26 protein-coding genes are annotated in these 24,755 nt (G+C 70.3%); 14 read left to right on the top strand and 12 right to left on the bottom strand.

The features are described from left to right. Nucleotides 1-56: 56 nt before the first annotated feature. Together SCMU_RS16065 and SCMU_RS16060 are read right to left on the bottom strand one after the other, a co-directional pair. Nucleotides 57-1,001 (bottom strand): carbohydrate ABC transporter permease, encoded by a 945-nt coding sequence (locus tag SCMU_RS16065; RefSeq protein WP_229230107.1) that lies wholly within the window; start codon nucleotides 999-1,001, stop codon nucleotides 57-59. Then, on the bottom strand, nucleotides 991-1,956 hold the full coding sequence (locus tag SCMU_RS16060; RefSeq protein ID WP_229230106.1) for a carbohydrate ABC transporter permease: 966 nt from the start codon (nucleotides 1,954-1,956) through the stop codon (nucleotides 991-993). The genes SCMU_RS16065 and SCMU_RS16060 overlap by 11 nt, the downstream gene beginning before the upstream one ends. Before the next feature lie 272 nt (nucleotides 1,957-2,228). Between SCMU_RS16060 and SCMU_RS16055 the strand changes: the two genes are divergently transcribed. Continuing rightward, nucleotides 2,229-3,545, top strand: coding sequence for an ABC transporter substrate-binding protein (locus SCMU_RS16055; protein ID WP_229230105.1), 1,317 nt, complete (start codon nucleotides 2,229-2,231; stop codon nucleotides 3,543-3,545). Between the two features lie 24 nt (nucleotides 3,546-3,569). Here the strand turns inward: SCMU_RS16055 and SCMU_RS16050 are convergent, their stop codons facing one another. Continuing rightward, the gene (locus SCMU_RS16050; RefSeq protein ID WP_229230104.1) at nucleotides 3,570-3,833 is read right to left on the bottom strand and encodes a PLDc N-terminal domain-containing protein; all 264 of its coding nucleotides are present in this window, start codon (nucleotides 3,831-3,833) and stop codon (nucleotides 3,570-3,572) included. A 25-nt stretch (nucleotides 3,834-3,858) separates the two neighbouring features. On the opposite strand from SCMU_RS16050, the gene SCMU_RS16045 reads away from it, so the two are divergent. Then, nucleotides 3,859-4,212 (top strand): DUF4229 domain-containing protein, encoded by a 354-nt coding sequence (locus tag SCMU_RS16045; protein ID WP_229230103.1) that lies wholly within the window; start codon nucleotides 3,859-3,861, stop codon nucleotides 4,210-4,212. 23 nt (nucleotides 4,213-4,235) lie between these two features. Here the strand turns inward: SCMU_RS16045 and SCMU_RS16040 are convergent, their stop codons facing one another. The 3 genes from SCMU_RS16040 to SCMU_RS16030 all read right to left on the bottom strand — a co-directional run bounded on the left by SCMU_RS16040 (nucleotide 4,236) and on the right by SCMU_RS16030 (nucleotide 7,395). Next, nucleotides 4,236-5,117 carry a 1,4-dihydroxy-2-naphthoate polyprenyltransferase gene (locus tag SCMU_RS16040; RefSeq protein ID WP_229230102.1) on the bottom strand — a complete coding sequence of 294 codons (882 nt, stop codon included), beginning with the start codon at nucleotides 5,115-5,117 and terminating at the stop codon, nucleotides 4,236-4,238. Nucleotides 5,118-5,167: 50 nt separating this feature from the next. Then, a complete protein-coding gene (locus SCMU_RS16035) occupies nucleotides 5,168-6,346 on the bottom strand; it encodes an AMP-binding protein (protein ID WP_229230101.1) in 1,179 nt (392 codons plus the stop codon). A gap of 65 nt (nucleotides 6,347-6,411) precedes the next feature. Beyond that, nucleotides 6,412-7,395 (bottom strand): 1,4-dihydroxy-2-naphthoyl-CoA synthase, encoded by a 984-nt coding sequence (locus tag SCMU_RS16030; RefSeq protein ID WP_443020160.1) that lies wholly within the window; start codon nucleotides 7,393-7,395, stop codon nucleotides 6,412-6,414. A 24-nt stretch (nucleotides 7,396-7,419) separates the two neighbouring features. Between SCMU_RS16030 and SCMU_RS16025 the strand changes: the two genes are divergently transcribed. Next, the gene (locus SCMU_RS16025; protein ID WP_229230100.1) at nucleotides 7,420-8,373 is read left to right on the top strand and encodes an L-lactate dehydrogenase; all 954 of its coding nucleotides are present in this window, start codon (nucleotides 7,420-7,422) and stop codon (nucleotides 8,371-8,373) included. Between the two features lie 42 nt (nucleotides 8,374-8,415). On the opposite strand, the gene SCMU_RS16020 is transcribed toward SCMU_RS16025, so the two are convergent. Next, on the bottom strand, nucleotides 8,416-9,054 hold the full coding sequence (locus tag SCMU_RS16020; protein WP_229230099.1) for a lysoplasmalogenase: 639 nt from the start codon (nucleotides 9,052-9,054) through the stop codon (nucleotides 8,416-8,418). Between the two features lie 41 nt (nucleotides 9,055-9,095). Beyond that, the gene (locus tag SCMU_RS16015; RefSeq protein ID WP_229230098.1) at nucleotides 9,096-9,533 is read right to left on the bottom strand and encodes a VOC family protein; all 438 of its coding nucleotides are present in this window, start codon (nucleotides 9,531-9,533) and stop codon (nucleotides 9,096-9,098) included. Nucleotides 9,534-9,695: 162 nt separating this feature from the next. Here SCMU_RS16015 and SCMU_RS16010 point away from each other — a divergent pair, with 162 nt between their 5' ends. Together SCMU_RS16010 and SCMU_RS16005 are read left to right on the top strand one after the other, a co-directional pair. After that, nucleotides 9,696-11,129, top strand: a complete 1,434-nt coding sequence (locus SCMU_RS16010) for a hypothetical protein (protein ID WP_229230097.1) — start codon at nucleotides 9,696-9,698, stop codon at nucleotides 11,127-11,129. Between the two features lie 146 nt (nucleotides 11,130-11,275). Further along, the gene (locus tag SCMU_RS16005) at nucleotides 11,276-12,997 is read left to right on the top strand and encodes an ATP-binding cassette domain-containing protein (protein ID WP_229230096.1); all 1,722 of its coding nucleotides are present in this window, start codon (nucleotides 11,276-11,278) and stop codon (nucleotides 12,995-12,997) included. Between the two features lie 333 nt (nucleotides 12,998-13,330). Here SCMU_RS16005 and SCMU_RS16000 read toward each other — a convergent pair whose 3' ends face one another. After that, nucleotides 13,331-14,020 carry a YceI family protein gene (locus SCMU_RS16000; RefSeq protein WP_229230095.1) on the bottom strand — a complete coding sequence of 230 codons (690 nt, stop codon included), beginning with the start codon at nucleotides 14,018-14,020 and terminating at the stop codon, nucleotides 13,331-13,333. 6 nt (nucleotides 14,021-14,026) lie between these two features. Further along, nucleotides 14,027-14,761 carry a CPBP family intramembrane glutamic endopeptidase gene (locus SCMU_RS15995; RefSeq protein WP_229230094.1) on the bottom strand — a complete coding sequence of 245 codons (735 nt, stop codon included), beginning with the start codon at nucleotides 14,759-14,761 and terminating at the stop codon, nucleotides 14,027-14,029. A 168-nt stretch (nucleotides 14,762-14,929) separates the two neighbouring features. Here SCMU_RS15995 and SCMU_RS15990 point away from each other — a divergent pair, with 168 nt between their 5' ends. Genes SCMU_RS15990 through SCMU_RS15980 form a run of 3 tightly spaced genes read left to right on the top strand, consistent with a single transcriptional unit; the run spans nucleotide 14,930 to nucleotide 17,932 of the window. Then, nucleotides 14,930-16,156, top strand: a complete 1,227-nt coding sequence (locus SCMU_RS15990) for an acetyl-CoA C-acyltransferase (protein WP_229230093.1) — start codon at nucleotides 14,930-14,932, stop codon at nucleotides 16,154-16,156. Next, nucleotides 16,157-17,062, top strand: a complete 906-nt coding sequence (locus SCMU_RS15985; protein WP_229230092.1) for an enoyl-CoA hydratase/isomerase family protein — start codon at nucleotides 16,157-16,159, stop codon at nucleotides 17,060-17,062. After that, the gene (locus tag SCMU_RS15980; protein ID WP_229230091.1) at nucleotides 17,063-17,932 is read left to right on the top strand and encodes a 3-hydroxyacyl-CoA dehydrogenase family protein; all 870 of its coding nucleotides are present in this window, start codon (nucleotides 17,063-17,065) and stop codon (nucleotides 17,930-17,932) included. An 88-nt stretch (nucleotides 17,933-18,020) separates the two neighbouring features. On the opposite strand, the gene SCMU_RS15975 is transcribed toward SCMU_RS15980, so the two are convergent. After that, nucleotides 18,021-18,503, bottom strand: a complete 483-nt coding sequence (locus SCMU_RS15975) for a hypothetical protein (protein WP_229230090.1) — start codon at nucleotides 18,501-18,503, stop codon at nucleotides 18,021-18,023. Between the two features lie 147 nt (nucleotides 18,504-18,650). Between SCMU_RS15975 and SCMU_RS15970 the strand changes: the two genes are divergently transcribed. From SCMU_RS15970 to SCMU_RS15955, 4 genes are read left to right on the top strand one after another with little or no spacing between them, the layout of a single operon-like run. Beyond that, entirely contained in the window at nucleotides 18,651-19,316 is a 666-nt protein-coding gene (locus SCMU_RS15970) for a hypothetical protein (protein ID WP_229230089.1), read from the top strand. Next, nucleotides 19,313-19,531, top strand: coding sequence for a tyrosine-protein phosphatase (locus SCMU_RS15965; RefSeq protein ID WP_229230088.1), 219 nt, complete (start codon nucleotides 19,313-19,315; stop codon nucleotides 19,529-19,531). The genes SCMU_RS15970 and SCMU_RS15965 overlap by 4 nt, the downstream gene beginning before the upstream one ends. Beyond that, a complete protein-coding gene (locus SCMU_RS15960) occupies nucleotides 19,528-20,019 on the top strand; it encodes a tyrosine-protein phosphatase (RefSeq protein ID WP_229230087.1) in 492 nt (163 codons plus the stop codon). Before SCMU_RS15965 ends, SCMU_RS15960 begins: the two co-directional genes overlap by 4 nt. A 9-nt stretch (nucleotides 20,020-20,028) precedes the next feature. Then, a complete protein-coding gene (locus SCMU_RS15955; RefSeq protein WP_229230086.1) occupies nucleotides 20,029-20,619 on the top strand; it encodes a GNAT family N-acetyltransferase in 591 nt (196 codons plus the stop codon). Between the two features lie 284 nt (nucleotides 20,620-20,903). Here the strand turns inward: SCMU_RS15955 and SCMU_RS15950 are convergent, their stop codons facing one another. Then, a complete protein-coding gene (locus SCMU_RS15950) occupies nucleotides 20,904-21,731 on the bottom strand; it encodes an SGNH/GDSL hydrolase family protein (protein WP_229230085.1) in 828 nt (275 codons plus the stop codon). 269 nt (nucleotides 21,732-22,000) lie between these two features. Here SCMU_RS15950 and paaZ point away from each other — a divergent pair, with 269 nt between their 5' ends. Together paaZ and SCMU_RS15940 are read left to right on the top strand one after the other, a co-directional pair. After that, entirely contained in the window at nucleotides 22,001-24,124 is a 2,124-nt protein-coding gene (gene paaZ, locus SCMU_RS15945) for a phenylacetic acid degradation bifunctional protein PaaZ (protein ID WP_229230084.1), read from the top strand. 154 nt (nucleotides 24,125-24,278) lie between these two features. Next, nucleotides 24,279-24,683, top strand: a complete 405-nt coding sequence (locus SCMU_RS15940) for a VOC family protein (RefSeq protein ID WP_229230083.1) — start codon at nucleotides 24,279-24,281, stop codon at nucleotides 24,681-24,683. Nucleotides 24,684-24,755 lie beyond the last annotated feature (72 nt).

Raw genomic sequence — 24,755 nt, 5'->3', positions numbered from 1 at the left:
GCGCCGCCGCCTCATCCACGAGGCGGCGGCGCGGGCTTCTTCAGTCCCGGGACCTGCTACTTGATGCCGGTGGTCGCGATGCCCTTGACGAGGAACTTCTGGCCGATGAGGAAGGCGAAGAAGACCGGCAGGAGGGTCACGACGGACATGGCGAACATGGAGCCCCAGTCGGTGCTGGACTGTGCGTCGACGAACGCGCGCAGGGCGACGGGGACCGTGAACACGTCCGGCGAGGTCAGGTAGATCAGCTGGCTGAAGAAGTCGCTCCACGTCCAGATGAACGTGAAGATGGTCGTCGTGGCCAGGGCGGGGGTCATGAGGGGCAGGATGACCCGCAGGAAGATCCTCGGGTGGCCGGCGCCGTCGATCCTGGCTGCCTCGTCGAGCTCGCGGGGGATGCCGCGGATGAACTGGACCATGAGGAACACGAAGAACGCGTCCGTTGCCAGCAGCTTGGGCACGATGAGGGGCGCGAACGTGTTCACCCAGCCCAGCTGCGAGAACAGGATGTACTGCGGGACGATGATCACGTGGATCGGCAGCATGATCGTGATGAGCATCGCGCCGAAGAACCACTTCTTGCCCCAGAACTCGAGCCTTGCGAACGCGTACGCGGCCATCGAGCACGAGACGAGGTTGCCCACGATCGACCCCAGGACCACGATGGTCGAGTTCAGCAGGTACGTGCCGAACGGCGAGGTGAGGGCGTTCCAGCCGTTGGCGTAGTTCTCGGGGTGGGCCTCGGTCAGCCAGAGCCCCGGGGCACGGAAGACGTCGTCGCTCGGGCGGAAGGACGAGACGAGCATCCACAGCAGAGGGTAGATCATGACGATCGCCGCGGCGATGAGGAGCACGTGCTTCCCGACGCCGCGGAGGCGTCCGCGGGTCGTGAAGGCGAGGTCGCCGCCGGTGCGGCGCTTGCGCCGCGGGGTAGGGGCGGGGACCGTGGACGGCCCGGCGTCGGTACCGGGCATGGTCTGCGGGGCTGCTTCAGTCGTCATAGAACACCCAGAATCTCGATGCGTAGAAGTTGATGGCGGTGAATGCGCCGACGATGATCAGCAGGACCCAGGCCATAGCTGAGGCGTAGCCCATGTCGAACTGGCCGAAGCCGCGCTGGTACAGGTAGAGGGTGAAGAACATCGTCGAGTCAGAGGGGCCGCCGGTGCCGCCGGAGACGATGAACGCCTGTGTGAAGGACTGGAATGCCCCGATGATCTGCAGGACGAGGTTGAAGAAGATGATGGGGCTCAGCAGCGGCAGTGTGATCTTCGCGAAGCGGGTGAAACGGCCGGCACCGTCGACGGCCGCCGCCTCGTAGTACATGGTGGGGATCTGCCGTAGGCCAGCGAGGAAGATGATCATGGGCGAGCCGAAGGTCCATACGTGCAGCAGGATGATGCTGCCCAGCGCGGTGCTCGGGTCCGAGATCCAGCCCGGGCCGTGGATTCCGAAGAAGGCCAGGAGCTGGTTGACCAGGCCCGAGGTGCCGAACATCTGCTTCCACAGGATCGCCACCGCGACCGAGGAGCCCAGCAGGGACGGCAGGTAGAACACGGAACGGTAGAACGCCAGGCCCTTCAGGCCCTTGTCCAGCGCGAGGGCCACCAGCAGGGCGAGGCCGAGCTGGAGCGGGACGCCGATCACCACATAGGTGAGCGTGACGCCGAGGGAGTTCCAGAAGCGCTGGTCCCCGAGCATTCGGGTGAAGTTGTCCGCGCCGATGAAGTTCGGGTCCTGGATCAGGTTGTAGTCCGTGAACGCCAGGTACAGGGACATGAGCATCGGCCCGACCGTGATGCACACGAGCCCCACGATCCACGGCGCGAGGAAGATGAAGGCCGCGCGGTTGTCCTTCGCGGTGGTGAGACGGCGCCCGCGGGACCCCTCCGGGCCGCCCTTGCCCCGCGCCGGAGCCTTCTTGCCGAGGCCGCCGAGCTCGGCGAGGGCGCTCACTGCTTGTATCCTTTCAAAGATGCGGTCCTGTGCAGAACCGCTCGTACTGTGCCTTGCTGCGGCATGGCTTCCTCCTCGTGCTTGGAATGCGCTTTCACGCCAAGGTAGGTTCCCGTCGGCTCGCCGTCAAGACCCCGGAATGTCGGGTGGAATGCGTTTTCCTAAACTCTTGACGCCGGATGTGACCTCGGACATACTCAGTGAAACAGAAACCGATTTCTCAGGCAACATCGGTATCGACCCCCCATCCCCGTCTGGACCTTGGAGAGACAATGACGACTCTGACCCGCCGCACAGCGCTACAGCTCTTCGCAGGGACTGCTGCCGCAGGACTGCTCGCCGGGTGCGGCACCGGGGGAGGAAGCGAGAACGCCGACGGTTCTGTGACGCTGCGCTTCACGTGGTGGGGCAATGACGTCAGGAACAAGCAGACCCAGCAGGCCATCGACGCGTTCCAGAAGGAGCACCCGAACATCAAGATCCAGGCCGAGCCAGGCGTGTGGTCCGGCTACTGGGACAAGCTCGCCACCCAGACGGCGGCCAACGATGCGCCGGACGTGATCCAGATGGACCTCGCCTACATCGCCGAGTACGGCGGGCGCGGCGCCCTCCTCGACCTGTCGAAGCAGAAGGAGCTCGACACCTCCGGGATCGACCAGCCCACCCTCGACGCCGGCCAGTACGGCGGCAAGCTCTACGGCATCAGCACCGGCCAGAACGCGCTCGGCGTGTTCGCCAACGTCAAGCTCTTCCAGGCCGCGGGCGTCCCGCTCCCAGACGACACCACGTGGACCTGGGACGACTTCCTCAAGACGGCGCAGGCCGTGGCCGCCGGCGCGTCGAAGGGCGGGGCAGCGAACTACGGGTCCTCCTACGGCCTCACGGACAGCAGCCTGAGCATCTGGCTGCGCCAGCGCGGCGAGTCCCTCTACACCGCGGACGGCAACACCGGATTCACGGTCGACGGCGTTGCCTCCTTCCTCGACTTCCTCAAGAAGCTCGGGGACGCCAAGGCGGCTCCGCCGGCCAGCGTGGCCCAGGAGGACATCGGCGCGGCGGTCGAGCAGACTCTGGCCGCCACCAACAAGACGGCCCTCTCGTTCTGGTGGACCAACCAGCTGGGCGCGCTCACGAAGGCGACTGGCAGCGACATCAAGATCCTGCGCATGCCGAGCCAGGACGGCAAGGCGAAGGGCAACGGGCTGTTCTACAAGCCCTCCATGTACTGGTCTGCGTCGTCCCGCTCCAAGCACCCGGCCGAGGCGGCGACGTTCATCAACTACCTCGTCAACAGCACTGACGTGGCCAAGGTGATCACGACCGAGCGCGGCTTCTCGACCTCGCCCGCGATCCAAGAGGCGATCAAGCCGCTGCTCACGCCGACCGACAATGCGGCACTGAGCTTCCTCACCGCGATCAAGCCGGACATGGGCCCGACGCCGGTGGTGCCGCCGGTCGGCACGAGTAAGGTCGCCGACGCGCTGGGACGCCACGCGACGGACGTCCTGTTCGGCCGCGCGAGCGCCCAGGACGCAGCCGCGGCGTTCAAGAATGACGCCGACAACCTCATCAAGAGCGCGAAGAAGTAGGGCGGGAAAAGGGCAGCGACAGCCTCAGAGGCCGCGCAGGAAGTCAGGGTCGTCGTCCGGTGCCACCGGGCGGCGACCCTTGTCGCCCCCGGTGCGGGGCGGCGTCGTGCCCCGGGGGCGTCCGTAGATGAACCACAGTGCCGCGCCGACCGCGGGGATGACGGCAATGAGGAACCAGAGGGTCTTGGAGATCCCTCCGCGCACCCCCCGGCGGTCGCTGATCGCGCAGTCGACCATGCCATACAGCCAGACGACCAGGACGACGAGCCAAGGAAGAACGCGGATCATAGGTCCATTTTAGTAAACTCGTCCAGTGGCATCCCTCAAGTACTTCCTGCTCCGCACTGTCCTGTTCGTCGTGCCGTTTGCGCTGTTCATGGTGCTGAAGATCGGGGTGATCTTCTCGGCGGTCTTCGCGGTCATCATCGCGTTCGCGCTCAACTTCCTGTTCTTCTCCCGTCAACGCAACGCCGCCGCCGGGGAGGTGCGCGAAGTCTTCAGCGGTCGCAAGGAGGTGCGCTCCAAGAAGGAGCGCTACGACGCCGAGGAGGAGGACGCCATCGATGACGCACAGCGCGCCGAGGACGAGGGCTACGAGGGCCGCTTCGACACGGCGCAGCGTCCCGAAGAGGACGGACCCGACGGCTCGACGACGGACCGTTCCTAGGAGGAACGCTCCTAGGAGCGCTCCTAGACGAGCACCCCGAGGACGACCGCGAGCGAGAACAGCCCCGCGAAGCCGAGGTTGATGAACCCGGTCTGCTGCAGGACGGGGATGAGATCGCGGCCCTTCTTCCCGCCGAGCATGATCCACACGGGCGTGAGGCACGCGGGCACGAGCAGCAGGACGATCAGCGTCCAGAGGTTCCACGGCGCGAGCACGAGGGGGCCGAGGACCGCGATCCCGAGCATCCACGCGTAGGCCCGCCGCGCGCGGTGGTCGCCGAGGCGCACGGCGAGGGTCCGCTTTCCGGACTCCGTGTCCGTCGGAATGTCGCGGACGTTGTTGGCCATGAGCAGGGCGTCCGCGATGAGGCCGGTCCCCACGGCGCCGACCCACGAGGCCGCGCTGAGCGTCCCCGCCTGCGTGTACGTGGTGCCGAGGGTGGCCACGAGGCCGAAGAACACGAACACGAAGACGTCTCCGAGCCCCAGATACCCGTAGGGGTTCTTCCCTCCCGTGTACCCCCAGGCGGCCGCGACGCAGCCGGCGCCCACGAGGAGGAGCCACCATGCCTGAGACAGGATCACGAGGATCAGGCCGAACACCATCGCGCCGCCGAACGCCGCGAACGCCGCCCGTTTGACCGCCGCGGGCGCCGCCGCTCCGGACCCGGTGAGCCGGAACGGCCCCACCCGGTTGTCGTCGGTTCCGCGGATCCCGTCGGAGTAGTCGTTCGCGTAGTTGACGCCCACCTGGAGCAGCAGTGCCACGACGGCGGCGAGGACCGCGTTGACCGGTTTGAACGCGCCGAGCCCGTACGCGGCGGCGCTGCCGATCACCACGGGCGCCACCGCCATGGGCAGGGTCCTCGGCCGCGAGCCGTCGATCCATTGGGCGAGTGTGGCCACGTGTTCTGTTCCTCCAGGGACGGGTGGGTGGGCGCTGGTCGGGTGTGGAGCTAGCTGCGGCCGTGCGCGGCGCGCAGCAGCTCGGTGAGCGACCGCCGGTCCGGCTTGCCGTTGGGCAGGTGGGGGAGCGCGTCGAGGACGAGCCACGTCTTCGGGGCGAGCTTCCCCAGGCGCACGACGGCGTCCGCGCGCACAGCGGCGAGCGTCGCCTCGCGCGGGGCCCCTGAGGGAGCCAGAACCACGGCCGCGGCGAGCGCCTGCCCCCACTCCGGGTCCTCGACGCCGGCCACGAACGCCTCCCGGACGCCCTCGATGGAGTCGATCTCGGCCGCCACGCGCGCGGCGGAGGCCTTCACGCCGCCGGTGATGACCACGTCGTCGGCCCGCCCGAGGATCCGCAGGCGCCCGTCCTCGGCGAACTCGCCGACGTCCGAGGTGAGATACCAGCGCTGGCCGTCCTCGTCGGTGCGGAAGTGCTCGGCGGTCCGCTCCGGGTCGCCCACGTACCCCGCCGCCACCACGTCCCCGCCGAGCAGCACGCGGCCCTCGTCGAGCCGCACCTCGACGCCCGGCAGCGGCTCGCCGTCGTACACGCACCCGCCGCACGTCTCGGCCGAGCCGTACGTCGTGACCACCCGCACGCCCGCCTCACGGGCCCGCTCGAGGAGGCCGGGCGGGATCGGGGCCCCGCCGAGCAGGACCGCCTTGAAGCGCGCGAGCGCGATGAGCACCCGGGGCGAGCCGTCGTCGAGGAGCCGCCGCAGCTGCGTGGGCACGAGCGAGGTGAAGCGGATGGGGTCCGTGAGCTGCTCGGCGGCGTCCGCGAACGCCTCGGGCGTGAAGCCCCCGGAGAGGTCCATGGCCCACGGCCGCGTGCCCGCGTAGAGCGAGCGGACGAGGACCTGCACGCCCGCGACGTACTGGAGCGGGAGCGCCAGGAGCCACTGCCCCTCGTCCTTGAGCGCGATCGCTGTGGACATCGAGGACGCCGCGAGCGCGTCGACCGTCAGCGCGGTCGCCTTGGGCGTTCCAGTCGAACCGGACGTGCGCACGACGACGGCCGTCCCCTCGGGCAGCTCAGCGGCAGCCTCCGACGGGAGCCAGGGCCGCCACGCGTCGTCGTGCGTCTCCGTCCGGTCCTGGGCCGTCTCCGACGTGCCGAACTCGATGGCCGGCCCCTCGCCCGCCAAGGCGGCGGCCAGGGCCTTGAGGACGGGGTCCAGGTTCACGGTCACCTCTCGTTGCGGGGTCTCTGGCGGGCCGTTGAGGGGTCATGTCCCCGCGGGCCGGTCGGTCAGAAGTAGTAGGGGAAGGGGGACCAGTCAGGGTCGCGCTTCTGCAGGAACGCGTCGCGGCCCTCCACGGCCTCGTCGGTCATGTAGGCAAGGCGCGTGGCCTCCCCGGCGAAGACCTGCTGGCCGGCCAGGCCGTCGTCGGCGAGGTTGAACGCGAACTTGAGCATGCGGATGGCCTGCGGGGACTGGCGGGCGATGTCCGCGGCGTACTCGAGCGCGACCTCCTCGAGCCGGGCGTGCTCCACGGCCTCGTTGACCGCGCCCATCGCGACCATGTCCTCGGCCGAGTATTCGCGGGCTAGGAAGAAGATCGCGCGGGCGTTCTTCTGCCCGATCTGCCGGGCCAGCAGGGCCGAGCCGTAGCCGGCGTCGAACGAGCCGACGGTCGCGTCCGTCTGCTTGAACTTCCCGTGCTCGCGGGAGGCGATTGTGAGGTCCGAGACGACGTGGAGTGAGTGGCCGCCGCCGGCCGCCCAGCCGTTCACCACCGCGATGACCACCTTCGGCATGGTCCGCATGAGCCGCTGGACCTCGAGGATGTGCAGGCGCCCCGCTCGCGCCGGGTCGATCGTCTCGGCCGTATCGCCGTCCTTGACCGGTACCGTGTACCGGTATCCGTCACGCCCCCGGATCCGCTGGTCGCCGCCCGAGCAGAACGCATGGCCGCCGTCCTTGGGGGAGGGGCCGTTGCCCGTGAGGAGGACCGTGGCGACATCGGGCGTCATGCGGGCGTGGTCCATCGCGCGGTACAGCTCGTCCACCGTGCCGGGCCGGAACGCGTTGCGCACCTCGGGGCGGTTGAACGCGATCCGCACCGTCGGCAGATCGCGCACGACGGCGCCGCTGCTGTCCCGCTCGACCTGCCGGTGGTACGTGAGGTCCTCGAAGTCGAAGCCCTCGACCACGCGCCAGCGCGTCGGGTCGAAGGTGTCGGAGACGGACTCGGGCAGGCCATGGCGATCTGGCAGGGCGGAAGTGGTCACGTCAGAAGAGTCTAGTCTGGGCTCATGGTGGCACAGGCAGGCAAGCTCGTGGTGGTCGGCGCCGGCGCGGTGGGGAGCTCTGCGGCGTACGCCGCCCTCATCCGCGGATCGGCCCGCGAGGTTGTCCTCTACGACATCGACGCGGCCAAGGTGGAGGCCGAGGTGCTCGACCTCGCGCACGGCACCCAGTTCACCGGGGCGTCGAGCATCACGGGCGGGACGGACGTGGCGCTCGCGGCCGGCGCGGACGTCGTCGTGATCACCGCCGGGGCGAAGCAGAAGCCGGGCCAGACGCGCCTCGAGCTCGCAGGCACCAACGCCGGCATCCTCGAGGGCCTCCTTCCGGCGCTGCTCGAGCACGCGCCGGATGCCGTGTACGTGCTCGTGACCAACCCGTGCGACGTGCTCACGGTCGCCGCGCAGCGCATCTCGGGGCTGCCGGCGGGGCGGGTGTTCGCCTCGGGCACCGTCCTGGACACCTCCCGGCTGCGCTGGCTCGTGGGCGAGCGCGTCGGGGTGTCCCGCGCGTCGGTCCACGCGTACATCGTGGGAGAGCACGGCGATACGGAATTCCCGCTGTGGGCGTGCGCCACGATCGGCGGCGTGCCGCTGCGGGACTGGGCCGGGCCGGACGGCGCCCCCGCGTTCACCCCCGAGTCCCTCGACGAGCTCGCTCAGGAGGTCCGCACCGCCGCCTACCGCGTGATCGAGGGGAAGGGCGCCACGAACTACGCGATCGGCCTCTCCGCCGCGCGGATCGTCGAGGCCGTGCTGGGCCGCGAGGACGCGGTGCTGCCCGTCTCCACGGTGCTGGACGGCCAGTACGGGATCCACGGCGTTGCGCTGAGCCTGCCGTCCGTGGTGGGTGCCGGCGGCGTGCGGCGGGTGCTCGAGGTTCCGATGGACGACGGTGAGCTGGCGCGCCTCGCCCGCTCGGCCGACGCACTGCGCGCGGCGGCACAGTCGCTCGGGTACTGAGTCGCGGCGGTTGAGGGGAGCGCCGCTACCCGGCGAGACCTGCTACCCGGCGAGCCCCGCGAGCCAGGCCAGGAACGCAAACTGCGCGGCGTGGTACGTGGCCATGATGTGCCACTCCGCGCGGATGGGCCCGACGAACTCGCGCCAGCCGATCATGAGGTCGGAGACGAGGAACACGATCGCCCCGAGCAGGGGCCACGGCGACCCGGTGGTCCCGGCTGCGATGACGAGCGCGCACAGCGCCGCCATATAGACCGCCACTGGTGCGATCATCCGGGGCTCCGTGGCCCGGACCCCCCGCATGAGCGTCGGCACGGTCAGGGGCAGCAGCACCACGAGGAACGCCGCGCCGAACAGCGACCCAGCGACCGTCTCGGCTCGCCCGGAGAAGGCCAGGATGAACGCCACGTGCGCCACGAGGAACGCCGCAAGGCCGGGCGCGAGGGGGCGGCCGGGCAGCAGCAGGAGGTCACCGGCCAGGGAGGCGGCGAACGCCGCGAGGATGAACATCTGGGTCCACCCATGCCACGGCTGGACCGACGCCGCCGCGGCGATCAGCAGGACCATCGGGGCGGGCTTGGTGCGGTGCCGAGCGGCGACCGCACCACGCGCCGTCGCCCGCCAGTCGATGACCGCCGCGACGGCGGCGAGCCCGGCGAACGCCCAGGCGAGCGGCGTCACCGGACAGAACCCAGAGAGTGCACGCCAGCGAGCCTACCGGCTCACGAGATGCAGAACTCGTTCCCTTCCGGGTCCGCCATCGTGTACCAGCCGTGCGGGCCCTCGTGGCCCTCCCACAGGAACGTGGCGCCGCGGGCCTCGAGCTTGGCCCGGACGGCGTCCTTGTCGTCGCCGTCGAGCCGGACGTCCCAGTGCACGCGGTTCTTGACCGTCTTGCCCTCGGGGACGGCCTGGAACAGGAAGCGCTGCCGCTCCTTGCTGCCGACCTGGTCCGGCGGGCAGATGGCCTGCGCACTGGCCCAGACAAGGACGCCGTGGTGCGTGGCGGTCTCCGCCTCGGTCGCATAGCCCTGGGCGACCATGCTGCGGATGAAGTCCTCGTCACTGGGCTCGACGGTCCAGCCGAGCGTCTCGGCCCACCAGTCGGCCTGCGCGTGCGGGTCGCGGCTGTCCACGACCACCTGGAATCTGTATGCCATGGCCCCACGGTAGGTTTCCGCCGCTGCGGGCGGAAGGCCGAAGCGGACAGTTTGGGTCCGCAGCGTTGCGGTCACGGGCAAGCGGAGCATGCGGGGCGAAGGGCTCTACCCGGGCCCTTCGGAAGCGGCCACGCTGATACCGGACGAGGGAGGTGCCGGACCATGGATGCGATCCGCGAAGGCAGCGTGCAGTTGGGGCGCCGGCACTCCGGGAGAGGTGCGGGGTCCACGATCCGTGCGGGCTGGATCGCGGCCCTCATGGCGTCGGTGCTGGTCGTGGCCGGATGCTCTGCCGGATCGGACACACCAGGCGGGACCAGCGGGCCCACTCCCACGCAGTCGGCCTCAGTGGCCCCAGCGGCCGGGCTGCCCACGAAGGTCTTCACCGACCAGGAGCTCATGGCCCTGGTCAATCGGGTCGCCGAGAAGCGCGGCCTCCCGTACGCCGCGCAGGACACCCAACGCCTGCGCATCGCGTTCACCACCAACCCGGTGCCAACGCAGACGACCGCCGTCGCGCCCGGCGAGTGCCAGACGTTCGTGGAGAGGGACATGCAGGCCACCGCGGCGGACAAGAGCGTGAACTTCGCCATGGGCGCGATTGCGCCAGCGGGCACCGCGGGTGGGCCCACCTCGACCGTCATGTTCACCGTCCGGAGTGCGGCACGCGACGCGCTCAGGACCTCGCAGTTCGTCTACTCGGACGAGGTCGCGTCCAGCTGCCGGCAGTTCGACGTCACGTACACCGAGGGATCGGGCACGCTGACCTCCGGTGTCCAGATGCTGCAGGCCCCGCAGATCGGCGAGAAGGCCTTCGCGACGTTGCGGACACCGAAGCCACGGAACCCCGGGGACATGGCGGGAACCGGGCTCGCGGTGCTAGCAGGAACCCTGTCCATTACCCTCTCTCTGAGCGTTGCCTCGGATGCCGACGCCCAGACAGCGGTGGACTCGATGGCGGGGGTGGCTCGTGAGCTGATCGACCAGGCGGCCAGCAATGCCCCCACGGTGAGCGCCCCGGCACCCAATTCGCGCACGCCTGAGCAGCTCGCAAGTCTGCTCAAGGGCATCGCGGGGCCCGGCGGAAGCACTCCGATGGTCCAGGCCCAGCTCGTCAGGTCCCCGGGTGCCACGTCGGCCCCAGACCGCTGCACCTACGACGACGCCGCCTACCTCTCGGGCCTGGCTGGCTCGTCGATGGCTACGGCCACGTTCTCCGGGTCTGTGAAGTCGTGGACCATGTTGACGGTCATCAGCATGGCCGAGTCGGTCACGCCGCCCTACCCCTTCGACGGGAGGGCCTCGGCGCTGCGGGACTGCCCATCGATCACCGAGAACGTCCTACCGGGCGCACACGAAAGGCCGTGGTCCTCGATCCAGCAACTGGCCGAGGGCCCAGGGGGCGATGCAGCCTACGTCCTCACCTACCGGCTCTCGGATGGGACCGGCGAGATCCACGTCATCATGGGGGCCCGCAGAGGCACCGTCACGGTGGAAGCGACCGACCTCGCTCACTCCGACGGCGAGGTGCAGGCCTTGGCCAACGGACTCGTCGCCCTCATCAATCAGGTCTTCTCCGCCGCGGGACTCCCATGAGGCCAGTGTGTGCTGCACGCCGCGGCCCAGTGGCTTGACAGGGCACACCGCCCCCGCCACGCTAGAGGGCATGCTCCGCTGACCGCTTCCCCATCCCCTCTCCGCCCCAGGCACGTGCGTGCCCCGAGCCGCGAAGCGAGCCCAGCATGCCTGCACCCCTGAACCGATTCCACGCAAGCCGTCCCGAGCTCCGCGACGGCGCGCCCCACCGTGAGTCCCTCCACATCACCGTTACGGAGGTCAGCCACGGCTACGGCGACCGGCTCCTCCTCGACCGCGTCAACCTCGTCATCTCCGAGGGCGAGCGCGTCGCCGTTGTCGGCGAGAATGGCGCCGGAAAGTCCACTCTCCTGCGCCTGCTCTCCGGCGACGAGCTGCCCGAGGCGGGCACGGTCGCCGTGCACGGCCGCGCCTCCCGCCTCGCCCAGACGTACGACGGCGCCGCGACCGTCGGCGGCATCCTCGCCGCCGGCGCGGAGCGGGTCGCTGCGGCGCTGGCGGCGGAGCGCGGTGAGCCCGGCGGCGAGGACCCCGACCTCGACGAGGCGGGGAGCGCCGTCGTGCGCACTGAGGTGGCCGCCGCGATTGCCTTGGAGCGGCTCGGCGTGGGCCACTTGGTCCGCGCGGGCCGCGACCGGGCGCTCGCGAGCCTGTCCGGTGGCGAGGCCGAGCGGATCGCCCTTGCGCTTGCGCTCGCGGACCCGGCGCCGATCCTGCTCCTCGACGAGCCCACCAACCACCTCGACGCGGGCGCGCTCGCGTGGCTCGAGGCGGAGGTCGCGGCGCGGCCGGGGATCGTCGTCGCCGTCTCGCACGACCGCGACTTCCTCGAGCGGTTTGCCCGCGTGATCCTCGAGGTCGACGCCGACACGCGTTCTGTGCGCCGCTACGGCGCCGGGTATGCAGGGTACCGGGCCGAGAAGGCGCGCGAGCGGCGCGACTGGGAACGCCGGTACGCCGAGTGGCTCGCGGCGAAGGAGCGAGAACGCGAGAAGGCCGCGACGGTCACCGAGCGGGTCGCCTACGGGCGCATGACGGACAACGACAAGGCCGGGTACAACTACTTCGGCCAGCGCGTCTCCGCCGCGGTGGAGAGCCAGATCCGCTCGGCCCGCGAGCGGCTGCGGCGCCTCGAGGCGGATCCGGTGCTGCCCCCGCCTCGCCCCCTGCACCTGGCGGCGGCGTTTGACGTGGCCGCCGGCGCCTCCGTGGTGCTGGCCGGCGCCGGGGTGGCGGGGCGGCTCGCGCCCGTGGACCTCTCGCTCGCGCCCGGGGACCGTCTCCTCGTGACCGGGCCGAACGGGGCTGGGAAGTCGACGCTTCTCGGGCTGCTTGCCGGGACGGTCCCTTGCGAGGGGGCGGCCAGTGCGACGGTGGCGCACGACGGCGGGCGGCGTCCCGCCGTCGTCGGCCTCCTCCCGCAGGAGCTCGCTGCGCCCGCTGATCCCGACGCCCGGCTCCTGGCCGCCTACGCCGCGGGTCTGCCCGGTGACCTCGACGACCACGCCGAGGCGCTCATGCACACGGGCCTGTTCCGGGTGCAGGACTTCTTCGTGCCCGTGGGCTCGCTCTCCGCGGGCCAGTACCGGCGGCTCGCCCTGGCGCGGCTCCTTGCCGGCCGGCCCGAGCTGCTGCTCCTCGACGAGCCGACCAACCACCTCGCGCCGCTCCTCGTGGGCGAACTCGAGGAGGCGCTCACGCGGTACCGGGGGACCCTCGTGGTGGCCAGCCACGACCGGGCACTGGCCCGCTGGTTCGACGGACTCGGAGACGTGGGGGACGGCGCCGGCGGGGTCGGCCGCCGGGGCCACCGCCGGCTCCTACTCGAGCCTGTGGCCTCGGCGGGCCGCCTCCACGCCCACCACTGACCCCCCGCCTAAGGGTCAGCTTCTGGGAGTCACCTCCTGGGTGGCACATCCTGCGGACTGTGTGTCGCGAGCTCCCCAGCCTTGGAGAGGCCTAACGCCCGACACGCCGACAAGAAGGCCCGACACGCCGTGGGTTGAAGGTTATAGCTGGGGACGAGCCGACCGCACGGACGTGACTTCCAGAAGCTGACTTCCAGAAGCTGACCGTCAGGAGGTGACTCCCAGAAGCTGACTCCCAGAAGCTGGCCGTCAGGAGGTGACCCCCAGATGGGGGTTGCCCAGTTGGGGTTGCCCAGCTGGGGGTTGCCGAGATGGCGGTGGACTGGCGGGCGCTCAGCCGTTCTGCGTCAGGTTCACCCGGAACTCGACGGTCGCGTGGTCCTCGACCTTGACGAAGCCGAGGTTCGGCGGGTCGATGCCGAAGTCCCTGACCGCGACCGGGATGGAGCCGACGGCGGCAATGCCTGCGCCGTCGCGTACCACCTTCAGGTCCGCGGTGACTGTGTGCTTCGCCCCGGCCAGTGCGAGCGTGCCGGGGACCGTGAGCGACACGGGCGTTCCGCCGATCTCGGGCAACGTGACGGGTGCCCCCAAAGCAAAGGTCGCCTGCGGATACTTGCCGGCGGAGATCACCGTGAAGCGGAAGTAGTTGTCGCGGCCGGCGTTGTCCGTCGCGATGCTTCCGGCCTCGACCACCACGTTCGCGGCGGTGAGCTTCCCGTCCGCGACGGCGGCCGAGCCGGTGACCTGGTCGGTGCGCCCCACCACGGTCAAGGACTCGCCGTTGAGCACCTCGTTGACCCGGTACCCGGCCTGCGAGCCGCTGCCCAATGCCCAGGTGCCGTTGTCCGCGCCGGCGGGGCGCGGCGTCGTGCTTCCCCCGGAGCCAGCGGCGGCGGTGATGCTGAACGGATCGACCTGCTTGGGCCTGATGGCCGAGGTGATGATCGGGCCGCCGATCACGACGGCGAGGATCACCGCCACGACGATGCCGAGCGGGATGAGGAGGATGCGCTTGCTCACGGGGTCCTACGAGGTCAGCGAACTGAGGTCCACGGTGTACATGAGCACCACGGACAGCAGGTTCTTCAGGGCGTGCAGGGAGTAGCTGAACATCAGGTTGTTGGCCGTCCACGCGTACGCGAACACGAGCACGAGCCCCAGCCCCAGGTACGGTGCGAGCGCCTGGAACGTGATGGCCTCGCGGCCCGCGATGTGCAGCGCTGCGAACAGTACCACCGACGCCGCGTAGCACACCCACCGGTTCAGGTACTGGCTGAGCTTGCCGATCATGAGGTGCCGGAAGATGTACTCCTCCACGAACGGCCCCACGAGCACCAGCAGCGGGGCGGTGAGCCACCACGGCACGTGCGCCGTCATGTCCTCGAGTCCGGTCTGGTTCACGGACACCTCGACGCCCCCGGCCGCGGCCACGACGATCGCGGTCACCACGAGCATCGCCACGAGGAGCAGAGGCAGGATGCCGAGGGTGAACCACGGCCTCGTGGCAAGGATCCGCGCGTCCCGGGCCACGTAGTGCCGTGCGGCGATGACCGCCACGATGAACACCGCCGCGTACAGGGCGAGGTTGAGCAGGTACGAGCCGAACATCGGGTCCCGCGTGAGCCACGAGAACCGGTCGAGGGGGAGCAGGATCAGCGCCGCGGGCAGGCCGAGGTAGAGCACGACGGCGAGCGCGTCCGCGAGCGTGTATCGGTTGAAACGCCGCGGCTTGGCTGGGGTGACGGAGGACGAACGGAGCATCAAGGGCAAGAACGAACTCGGCGCCCGCCCGGTTCCGGGCTGAGGTCACAGAGGTTGACCCGAGGGGGACCGGATGAGAATCTTTATAGAACGAACGGTCGGTAACTATTGGCGCATGTGCGCCCGGTGCCGAACGTGTCCGATGTGACGAGGCATGAGGGAGTGCACATGGCTGAGGCGTTTCTGGTCGGTGGGGCGAGGACCCCGGTGGGGCGGTACGGCGGTGCGCTGTCCTCGGTGCGTCCGGATGATCTGGCGGCTTTGACGGTGCGGGCGGCGGTGGAGCGGGCCGGGATCGATCCGGCCGAGGTGGAGGAGGTGATCCTGGGCAACGCGAACGGCGCGGGCGAGGAGAACCGCAACGTGGCCCGGATGGGGTGGCTGCTGGCCGGCTACCCGGATGCGGTGCCGGGGATCACGGTCAACCGGCTGTGCGCCTCGGGCCTCTCGGCGATCATCATGGCCTCGCACATGGTCAAGGCCGGGGCCGCGGACCTCGTGGTGGCCGGCGGGGTCGAGTCCATGAGCCGCGCGCCGTGGGTGATGGAGAAGCCCAGCACGGCATTCGCCAAGCCCGGTGCTGTGTTCGACACCTCGATCGGCTGGCGCTTCACCAACCCGGCGTTCCTCTCCGGGGAGCTCTCCCGCGACGGGAAGGCCACGTATTCGATGCCGGAGACGGCCGAGGAGGTCGCCCGAGTCTTCGACACCTCCCGGGAGGACTGCGACGCGTTCGCCGTCCGCTCGCACGAGAAGGCCATCGCCGCGATCGAGGCCGGCCGGTTCGCGCAGGAGATCGTCCCCGTGACGGTGACCGGCCGCAAGGGCGCCCAGACCGTGGTGGACACGGACGAGGGCCCCCGCCCCGGGACCACGATGGACGTGCTGGCCAGGCTGCGCCCGGTGGTCAAGGGCGGCTCCGTGGTCACCGCGGGCAACGCCTCGTCGCTGAACGACGGCGCCTCGGCGATCGTCGTGGCCTCCGAGGCCGCGATCGAGCGGTTCGGCCTGACCCCGCGCGCCCGCATCCTCGACGGCGCCTCGGCCGGCATCGCCCCCGAGATCATGGGCATGGGCCCTGTCCCGGCCACCCGCAAGGTCCTCGAGCGGCAGGGCGTCTCGGTGGCGGACCTGGGCGCGGTGGAGCTGAACGAGGCCTTCGCGTCCCAGTCCCTGGCCGTGATGCGCGAGCTCAAGCTCGAGGAGGGGATCGTGAACAACGACGGCGGCGCGATCGCCCTGGGCCACCCGCTGGGCTCCTCGGGCTCGCGCCTCGTGGTGACCCTGCTGGGCCGCATGGACCGCGAGCTGACCGGGCCCGGCCGCAGGCTGGGCCTGGCCACGATGTGCGTGGGCGTGGGCCAGGGCACGGCCCTGCTTATCGAGGGGGTCTAGATGACGGTGCCCCGCACCCAGACGAGCACCGCGGAAGGCGCCTCGACCGCTGAGGCCGGGGCGGCGGCGTCGTCCGCGGCCTCCGACGGCGCGGCGCACGACGGCGCGTCCGACAACGACGCTGCGCGTCTTGACGGGTCCGGCTTCAGCACGCTGGTGGTCGAGGAGCGGGGTGATCGGCTGCATGCGCGGCTGGACCGCCCGGAGGTGCGCAACGCGATCGACCAGTCCATGGTGGATGAGCTGCACGCGGTGTGCGCGCACCTCGAGGCGCACCCGAAGGTGCTGATCCTCTCGGGCACCCCGGCGGACCCGGACTCGGGGGCGAAGGGCATCTTCGCCTCGGGCGCGGACATCGCCCAGCTGCGGCAGCGGCGCCGTAACGATGCGCTCGCGGGGATCAACTCGACCGTGTTCGACCGGATCGCGAAGCTTCCGATGCCCGTGATCGCGGCGCTGGAGGGGTACGCCCTCGGCGGCGGCGCCGAGCTGGCGTACGCGGCGGACTTCCGGATCGGCACCGAGTCGCTGCGGGTCGGCAACCCGGAGACCGGGCTGGGGATCATGGCCGCCGCCGGTGCGACGTGGCGGCTGCGCGAGCTCGTGGGGGAGGCCCTGGCCAAGGAGATCCTGCTGGCCGGGAAGGTCCTGACCGGGGCCGAGTGCCTGGCCGCGGGCCTGGTCACCGAGCTCGTCGAGCCGGCGGACCTGGTCCCGGCCGCGCACCGGCTGGCGGACCGGATCGCCGCGCAGGATGCGCTGGCGGTGCGGATCTCCAAGGCCGTGTTCCACACCCCCCGGGAGGTGCACCCGCTCATCGACACGCTCGCGCAGGGGATGCTGTTCGAGTCCCAGGCCAAGTTCGACCGCATGCAGGCATTCCTCGACCGAAAGAAGAGCAAGTAGATGGGCAAGATCAACCTGGCCGAAGGCCTCCCCGGAACCGTCGGGGTCCTGGGCGGCGGGCGCATGGGCGCCGGGATCGCGCACGCGTTCCTCATGGGCGGGGCCCGCGTGGTCGTCGTCGAGCGGGACGAGCAGGCCGCCCAGGGGGCCCGGGAGCGGGTCGAGTCCTCGGTGGCCAAGAGCATCGAGCGCGGCGTGGTGGACGGGAACCTGGACGAGATCGTCGAGTCCTTCTCGACCTCCGTGGACTACGCGGACTTCGGCGGGTGCGGCCTCGTGGTCGAGGCCGTGCCGGAGGACCCGGCCCTGAAGACCGAGGCCCTCACCGCGGTGGAGGCGCACCTGGGCAAGGGCGCGTTCCTGGCCACGAACACCTCCTCCCTGTCGGTGACCACGCTCGCCGCGTCGCTGGCCCGGCCCGAGCGGTTCCTGGGCCTGCACTTCTTCAACCCGGTCCCGGCCTCGACCCTGATCGAGGTCGTCATCGCCGAGCGGACCTCCCCGGAGGCCGAGGCCGCCGCCCGCGGCTGGGTCGCGGGGCTGGGCAAGACCGCCGTCGTGGTCAAGGACGCGCCGGGGTTCGCCTCCTCCCGCCTCGGGGTCGCGATCGCCCTGGAGGCGATGCGCATGGTCCAGGAGGGCGTGGCCACCGCCGAGGACATCGATGCCGCCATGGTCCTGGGCTACAAGCACCCCACCGGGCCGCTGAAGACCACCGACATCGTCGGCCTGGACGTGCGCCTGGGCATCGCCGAGTACCTCCACGCCACCCTCGGCGACCGCTTCGCCCCCCCGCAGATCCTGCGCGACAAGGTCGCCCGCGGCGAACTCGGCCGCAAGACCGGCAAGGGCTTCTACACCTGGAGCTGACCCGCGAGCACCGGGAAATGACCCCCACCGTCCCCATCGGTGAGGGGTCATTTCCCCGTTGAGGGGTCACTTCCCGGGCACTGTGTGGTCACCCGGCCCGCGTGCAGGTGACCTCGTACTGCCAGCGGACGGCGCGCTGGTCGGTCCCCATGCCCAGCGCCGTCGAGGCGGACGTGCACGAGCTCCCGTCAGGCAGGGTGCTCGTGGTCGCGGCCTCCGAGAGGATCATCTGTGGGTCATAGAACAGTCCGTCGAGCCAGTAGCTGAAGTTGCTGACGCCGCGGTACGCGCTGGCGACCGTCACCACATCGCCGTTGGCGTAGGTGAACGTCATGGTGGCCGTGCCTGAGGACACGAAGACGGCGCGCCCGTTCGGCTGGTGCACCTCGATGCCCTGGTTCACGCCCTCGACGCAGAAAGTGAAGCCTGCGCCTTCGTCGGAGATGCAGCGGGAGAACTCGGTGACTTGGTGGCCGTCGGTGACGGCGGCCTGTGCCGGCAGCGAGCCGAGGCCAAGGACGGCGACGGCAGAGGTTCCGGCCGCGAGGGCCCGGAGGAGTGGATGGATCATGGGTGCGCCTTTCAGGGTGGGATCGCCAGATAATTCAAGCGAAACGATAAATTGTGACCGTCCAGCGTCGGTCCACTCAATAGCTGCAAGGAAGCCATTCAATAACCGTTTCGCATCTGAGCGGCTGAAGCACTGGACAATGGAGCTGTGACTCTTCCTCAGCAGCCGGTACGGCGTTTCTTCCTGCCCTGGCTCGGCTGGGTCGCGCTCGGTGAGTTCATCGGCTTCCTCGTGCCCACGGCCGTGGAGGCGCTCATCATCACCGCGGGTCTCGAAGACCTCCCGGGGGCCGGGCTGCTCGTGGTCGCGGGCCTTGGCGAGGGAGCGGCCCTCGGCGCGGCGATGTCGTGGCGGTTCTCCAGGCGGATCCCCGCGTTGGGCCGTGGCCGGTTCGTCCTGCTCTCGGCCGTGGGCGGCGCCGTAGCCTGGGCGCTCGGCATGCTGCCGGTTGTCACGCTGGACGTGTGGGCTGACTGGCCGGGCCCGCTGGTCGTGATCGCCGGAGTGGTCCTCGGATGTGCGCTCTTGGCCAGCATCGGAGTCGCGCAGTGGCTCGAGCTGCGCCGACACCTCGCCGCCGCGTGGGTGTGGGTCCTCGCCACCGCGGCGGCCTGGTGCGTAGGCCTCGGCGCCTTCTTCGCGATCGCGCCGCCGCTGTGGAACGAGGGGCAGCCGCTGCCGCTTGTGCTCGCGATCGGTGCGCTCGGCGCCGCCGCGATGGCGACCACGATGGCAGCCCTCACGGGCTGGGCAGCCGTGGCCCTGCTCCGTCGCGCGCATCCGATCAGCGTGACCGCTGGCGGGGCGCGGTGAACGGCGTCGCGTGGGAGGGCGCGGTCAACGCGCGCCGGGTCCTGGGCGAGGTCTACCGGATGGGTCGGCGCGAGTGGCTCACCGAGCGCGGCTGGCGGCAGATGCACGACGACGGCATCCGCACGGTCATCGACCTTCGAAACCCGGTCGAGCAGAAGCGTCGTCCCACCGCCCCAAGGTGGGGCCAGAGGCGATGGCGGGGATCGCCGTCGTGAGCGCCCCGACCGAGGACCCAGACCACCCCGAGCACGCCGAGGCCTACGCGGACCAGCTGCCGCCGTACCTGAGCCACCCGAAGGGGTACGCCGGTATTGTCCGGCTCTTCCCCGATCGCATCGTGGGCGTTTTCCGGGCGATCGCCGAGGCCCCGGCGGGCGTGGTGCTCCACTGTTCTGCCGGGCGAGACCGCACGGGCCTCGTCGTCACCATGCTCCTGCAGCTCGCGGATCCCGCGGGCGCCGGGCGCGCGGCTGCCGAGCAGTACGAGGCCAGCGTCCGTGGCATCAACGACTGGCACCGCGTCAGCCCGGTCAAGCACCCCTACGAGCGCTGGCACGACGACGCCGAGCTCGCCCCCATCCTTGCCGACCGGCAGGCTTCGCTCGCGGCGTTCGCGGAGACGCTCGACGTCGAGCGGTTCCTCCGCGAGCACGGCCTCACCGATGCGGAGCTCGCCGCAGTTCGGGCAAAGCTCCACGCCTAGACTCGCCCCATGCCCTTCCTCGAACCCGTCACCCTGACCGGCCGCCTCGTGGCCCTCGAGCCGCTCTCGCACGATCACCGCGCCGAGCTCGAGGACGCGGTCCGCGACGGCGAGCTGTGGAACCTCTGGTATACGTCCGTCCCGCAGCCGGAGGGCATGGCGGCGGAAATTGACCGCCGCCTCGCGCTCCAGGACGCCGGCTCGATGCTGCCGTTCGCGGCCCGCCGCGCCTCGGACGGCCGCGTGATCGGCATGACGACGTACATGAACGCGGACGACGCGAACCGCCGGGTCGAGATCGGCTCGACGTGGAACGCCGCGAGCGCCCAGGGCACGGGCACCAACGCCGAGTCGAAGCTCCTCTTGCTGCGCCACGCCTTCGAGGAACTGGGCTGCATCGCAGTGGAGTTCCGCACGCACTGGATGAACCGCCAGTCCCGCGCCGCGATCGAACGGCTCGGAGCGAAGCAGGACGGCGTGCTCCGCAGCCACCAGATCATGCCTGACGGGTCTCTCCGCGACACCGTCGTCTACTCGATCGTCGCCTCCGAGTGGCCGATGGTCCGCAACGGCCTCGAGCTGCGCCTCGCGGCTCACTGACCCCGGCCCACGGCGCGCACAGCGCAACGCACGACGACGACGGGTCCGTCCCGCCGCCGTCGTGCGTTGCGCTGCTAATGGCCCGCCGGCAACTAGCCAGCGAGCGCGGGCACTGGAAGTCCTAGCGCTGGTCCGACGAGATGCGCGTAGCCCTCGAGGTAGCCGCTGTCATTCGGGTGAAGGGCGCCCGGACCGAATGGCGAGGCCGAGGGCTGCCAGGAGGGCTAGCAGCGCTCGGCCCAGAGGCGAGCCGCGATGCGAAGAGGTCATTCCGCCTCTCCTCGTCAGCCCACGAACGGCCGCACGGCCGGGACGTAGCCGTAGGTGTATCCGGCGTAGTTCGGGTGGAACGAGCTGGGATCAAGACCGCCCGACCCGTTGTCGATCGGCCCGTTGATCCACGGGGCGGCGGAGCCATAGCCGTGTCCGAGGAATCGCCACGTCACGTCCGTGTACAGCGCGCCGTTCCGCAGCGCCGTAGTCGCGATGGTCGTGTTGAGCAGCGCTGTCGCGGCGTTGATCTCGGCCGCCACAGGCTGCAGGGCGGTGGGGAGGCCCGAGACCGTGAACAGGAGCGGGTAGCCCGTGAGCGTGATGCGTGCGTTCGGAGCCTTGGCGCGGACAGACGCGATCGTTCCGGCCAGCTTCGCTGGCAGTTGCGGGAGCAGGGAGGTGGTCGAGTTGTTCAGTTCCTGCTGGCACAGGGTGGGGGTCGCGGGGTTGATGCACGCGGCGACCACTGCCCCCACGCCGACGTCGTTGGCACCGACCGTGATGGTCACGGTTCGGGTGTTCGCGGGGACCGAGGGCACCTGGGAGTCGATGACGTCCTGGGTCTTGGCCCCGAAGCATCCGAGGTTCGTGCCGTTCAGCTGGGTCGGGTACGCGGCTGCGGTCTGCACGCACGCATTGAGCGGCGTGCCGCCGCCGGTCCCGGCCGCGATGGAGTCCCCGAGCCCGAAGTACGTCTGGGGTGATGCGGCGGAGGCGGGAAGGGCGCTGGCGCCGGCGACGAGGCCGACGGCGGTAAGGAGGGTCAGGAAGGCTCGCGCGATCGCAGAGCGTCGGCGCGGCGGTGTTGGTGTGGGATCGGGGGCGGTAGGCACGTTCATAGCTGAGCTCCTCGCTCGAGGTGCCCCCGCGCCGTCGTCCGACCCCCAACCGGCGGACTCACGCCGAGGAGGCGGACAGTCCTGACGGGCGCCATCGTAGGCCGGGGCAGGCGCCCGGCAGAAGGGGCTGAAAGGCCCTGGCCGCAAAGAAGCCGTGCCGAACTCCAAGGGCCCGTGTATTCTAGATCCATTACCGAACGGCCGGTCAGTAATACCCGACGCGGGTAGAGCCTGCCGTGAAGGCCCCCGACCGGAAGGATCCGTCGACGATGACCACTGCCCCGGAAGCCCCCACCAAGGAAACCGCCACCGCAGTCGTGCCCAGCTACGTCCGCGACGCGTGGTGGACGCCGGAGAACCCCGGCCGCGGCGCCGAGGTGCGGGACGCCAGCACGGGCGAGCTGCTCGCCGTCGTGACATCGGACGGCATCGACCTCGCAGGGATGGTGGAGCACGCCCGCACGGTCGGGCAGGCCGAGCTCGGCAAGCTCACCATCCACGAGCGCGCGCTCAAGCTCAAGGAGCTCGCACAGTTCCTCAACGGCCACCGCCAGGAGCTGTACGAGCTCTCGTTCAAGACCGGCGCCACGAAGATCGACTCGATGGTGGACATCGACGGCGGCATCGGCGTGCTGTTCACGTTCGGCTCGAAGGGCCGCCGCGAGCTGCCCAACTCCCACGTGATCGTGGACGGGCCCATGGAGGTCCTCTCGAAGGACGGCTCGTTCGCCGGCGAGCACATCTACACCCGCATCCCGGGCGTGGCTGCGCAGATCAACGCGTTCAACTTCCCCGTGTGGGGCATGCTCGAGAAGTTCGCGCCCGCGTTCGTGGCCGGCGTCCCGACCATCGTCAAGCCCGCCACCCCGACCGGCTACGTGACCGAGGCGATGGTCCGGCTCATGGTGGATTCCGGCATCCTCCCAGCCGGTTCGATCCAGCTCATCTCCGGGTCCGCCCGCACGCTCCTGGACGAGCTCGACTACCGCGACATGGTCTCCTTCACCGGCTCCGCCGCGACCGCCAACCTGCTCAAGTCGCACCCGAACGTGGTCCACGGCGGCGTCCGCTTCACGTCCGAGACGGACTCGCTCAACGCCGCGATCCTCGGGCCCGACGCCGTCCCGGGCACCCCGGAGTTCGACGCGTTCGTGAAGTCCGTGGTCACCGAGATGACGGTCAAGGCCGGCCAGAAGTGCACGGCGATCCGCCGCTCGATCGTCCCGGCGGAGCTCGTGGACGACGTCGTTGCTGCCATCGGCGCGCGGGTGACGGAGCGCGTCGTGGTCGGCGATCCCCGGGCCGAGGGCGTGACTATGGGCGCGCTCGCCTCGCTCGAGCAGCTCAAGGATGTCCGCGGCGCCGTCGAGTCCCTCGTCGAGGCAGGCGGGAAGATCGCGTTCGGCTCGCTCGACGCCCCCGAGGTCGTCACGGCGAGCGGCGAGAAGGCCGTCGTCGCGGACGGAGCGTTCATGTCCCCCGTGATCCTCACGTGGGAGGACGTCAAGGCGCCCGCCCTGCACGGCACCGAGGCGTTCGGCCCGGTCTCCTCCGTGGTCGGGTACTTAAGCCTCGATGAGGCCATCAGGCTCGCTGCGATGGGCGCCGGCTCGCTCGTGGCGTCCGTGGCCACGAACGATCCCGAGGTCGCCCAGACCCTCGTCACCGGCATCGCCGCGCACCACGGCCGCGTGCTCGTGCTGAACCGCGAGGATGCCAAGACCTCCACGGGCCACGGCTCCCCGGTCCCGCACCTCGTCCACGGCGGCCCGGGCCGCGCGGGCGGCGGCGAGGAGCTCGGCGGCATCCGCTCCGTCAAGCACCACATGCAGCGCACCGCGATCCAGGGCTCGCCGAACATGCTTACCGCGGTGACGGGCGTGTGGCACACGGGCGCGGACCGTCGTCTGGCCGATCCGACGGATCCGTCGACGCACCCGTTCCGCAAGTCTCTCGCCGAGCTGCGCGTGGGCGACGCGATGCGTTCCGAGCTGCGCCAGATCACCCGCGAGGACATCGCGAACTTCGCTGCCGAGACCGGCGACACGTTCTACGCCCACATGGATGACGAGGCCGCCCGCGCCGCCGGCGTCTTCCCCGGCATCGTGGCACACGGGTACCTGCTCGTGAGCTGGGCCGCGGGCCTGTTCGTCTCGCCCGAGCCCGGCCCGGTGCTGCTGAACTACGGCCTGGACAACCTGCGCTTCCTCCAGCCCGTCCCCGCCGGCGACTCGATCCGCGTGACCCTCACGGCCAAGCAGATCACCCCGCGGGTCACCGACGAGTACGGCGAGGTCCGCTGGGACGCCGTCCTGACCAATCAGGACGATGAGCTCATCGCCAACTACGACGTCCTCACCCTCGTGGAGAAGGAGTGGCCCAAGAAGGCCTGACCTCCCGAAGGAGATGCGCATGACGGCGGTGGGCCGGGTTCCGTACCCGGCCCACCGCCGTCGTGCGTGTGGGGGCCGCAGGGAAGCGGGCGGCTCCAAACCGCCGCTGCGGGCTTAAACTGGTGCCCGTCAGTTCCCCTCGTGGAGGTGTGTCATGACGCTGGCAACACGACCGGCAACCACAATCCTGACCGTGGCCGACGAGGCCCGCGCGAAGGACTTCTACGAGGGAGCGCTGGGGCTCCCTGTCCGCGGAAAGGACCCGACCGGGATGATGATCCTCGGTCTGGATGGATCCGCATCGCTGGGCCTGATGGTGGACGCGAACGCCGTCCATTCGGGCCACACCGCCCTGACGTTCGAGGTTGACGACCTCGAGGCGGCCATGGCGGACCTCGAAGGCCATGGGGTGCACTTCGAGGACTACGACCTGCCTGATCTCAAGACGGATGATCACCACATCTTCTCCGCGGCCGGCGAGCGTGCCTCGTGGTTCGCGGATCCCGATGGGAACATCCTCTGCCTGCATCAGGGCGGGGTCGTCGAGTACAACATGTAGCGCGCAGAACGCCGCGCACGACGGCGGTGGGCCGGGTCCCGTACCCGGCCCACCGTTGTCTGTGGGCTCGAC

The organism is Sinomonas cyclohexanicum (assembly GCF_020886775.1).
Lineage (GTDB): Bacteria > Actinomycetota > Actinomycetes > Actinomycetales > Micrococcaceae > Sinomonas > Sinomonas cyclohexanicum.
This window is presented reverse-complemented; position numbering and strand designations above follow the sequence as displayed.